The sequence below is a fragment of the Rothia sp. HMSC061C12 genome (genome assembly GCF_001815755.1).
Lineage (GTDB): Bacteria > Actinomycetota > Actinomycetes > Actinomycetales > Micrococcaceae > Rothia > Rothia mucilaginosa.
In genome coordinates this window covers 1-1,839 of record NZ_KV821833.1, presented here as the reverse complement: position 1 = coordinate 1,839, position 1,839 = coordinate 1, and the positions used below count along the sequence as shown (strand labels likewise).

Here is a 1,839-nt window from a genome sequence, read left to right as displayed (position 1 = left end):
AGTGGCTTTTCGAAACACATGTGGCTTCTCAGCATAAGACCCACGGGGCTGATTTACATGTCGGGCCAGTCGCGGTGCAACGAATACTCCGTATCCCCATCACCATTATCGTTCAGGTGCCAACGCTGACCGGTACGAATATCGGCCTTGCGCAGACGCGGGTTCGGGTTATCCGGCTTGCCAATAGTCGGATCGTTCTTGCAGCCCCAGCGAGTGTCGTCGTAGCTGCAGTCACCTGCCACGCGTCCCACATCAACCCACCACACACGCACCAGCAACGGGTCACTGGTCGCCTGCGGGGTCACTTCCATCATCTGCCACGGGCCACCATCCACACGGAAACGAGCCGTGTAGTGCACGGTCGCATACGCGTGGAAGTTGCCAGAGCGCTGGTAGGCGTAACTCGTTGCGGTTTCACGCGGGCGTTCACGGGGATAGGTGGTCACGGGCTGACCTGCCGTGTAGTGGGTGTCTGTATCTCCGTTGCCGTACTCGATGACATAGGAGGAGGGCATGAGCTCAATTTCGACGTGTCCGGCGAGCATGTCTGCTTCGAGGCGGTAGGGGCCTCCGTCATCGACGTAGAAGTTGATCTGGTCGCCCTTGTAGACGTTGGGGTCGCCTTCTGCTCGGCCAGTGCCTGCGGGGTTGTTATAGGACTGATGCAGGGTCGGCTTACCCGGTTCTAGCGATTCTGCTGCGTGGCGGATTTCCTCCATGACTTCTTCGTAGGTCGGGCCGGTGGGACCTGGGCTGTCGGCACTGGTGAAGGTGCGGGTATTGTTCGGGATGCAACTAGCAGAGGAAGGGCTTCGGGGACTTCCGTGATCTACAGGAATGCCAGATTCAAGCGACATATTTGTGAACTTGAATGTTCCTATTCTTCCGTCTTTGGTTGTGCATGACATAATATTGGGATTTTCGTTGGCGTAGGTAACTTTTACGCCGTTTCCCTGATTTACCGTGGAATAAGTATATTGTTGCTGAATTTCCTGGTTGGCATTATCTGCACCTGTATTTTTCTCATCGTAACCATCTTGACTGCCTCGCGAAGTAGTTGTTTCAACTTCGATTTGGCAAACTTTAGCTGATGTGTCAGAACAAGGCGCAGTAATAACGTATGCATCAACGTTAGTGGTACCGCAAAATCCTAGAATGCAAGATAGAGAAAAAATCCCACTGCATTTTATTATTTTGTTCATTATTTTAGTCTTCTACCTGTTCGTAACCGATAATTTTCCATGAAGAGTCGGAGTACTTAAATTCAAATTTCCAGGTGTCATTATCCTTCTGGATATTTCGGTTTCGGCGCCATTCTCCGGTAGGCTCCACAAGAGTTATATAATTCCACTCGCGATATGCCTTCCAAAAATAGGTTTCCCCATCCTCAGACCACGGATTTCCATCAGCAACATAGTTGTCAATGCCATCAATAATCCACCCGCCGCGCTTATACAAGTCCTCAAAGCTCTTATATCCCTTAAGTTCACTTTCAAAATTACTGGAAATGTATTTTCGGGATTCCGTAAAATCGCCTACTTGAATTCCGTAATTAGTCCATTTCACCCAAGCATCCATCGTCTTACGGATACCTTCAATAGACTTCTCACGATAGCCCTCTTCAGGGGCGTTAGGCTTCGGCACGTTCTGAGCAGGGCCCTTGCCGTCCGCAGGGCGGTACTCGCCATCAGGCGCCTTCGAGCCGCCCGAGTAGCCTCGGACAGTAGAGGGGGTTGCTGAAGCTGATGCAGATTCAGATGCCGCAGCAGAAGTAGATGCCGATTCGCTTGGTGCGGCAGTTGCGGTGGCTGCCGCCTCGTTATTTGCCTGCTGGCCACA

The 1,839-nt window shown here is 51.8% G+C and carries 2 protein-coding genes; both read right to left on the bottom strand.

What is annotated here, in order from left to right:
- Window positions 1-53: 53 nt before the first annotated feature.
- Window positions 54-857 carry a hypothetical protein gene (locus tag HMPREF3055_RS00365; protein ID WP_246826864.1) on the bottom strand — a complete coding sequence of 268 codons (804 nt, stop codon included), beginning with the start codon at window positions 855-857 and terminating at the stop codon, window positions 54-56.
- Between the two features lie 349 nt (window positions 858-1,206).
- The coding region (locus HMPREF3055_RS00360) for a DUF6318 family protein (RefSeq protein WP_070737264.1) at window positions 1,207-1,839 on the bottom strand (633 nt) is incomplete at its 5' end.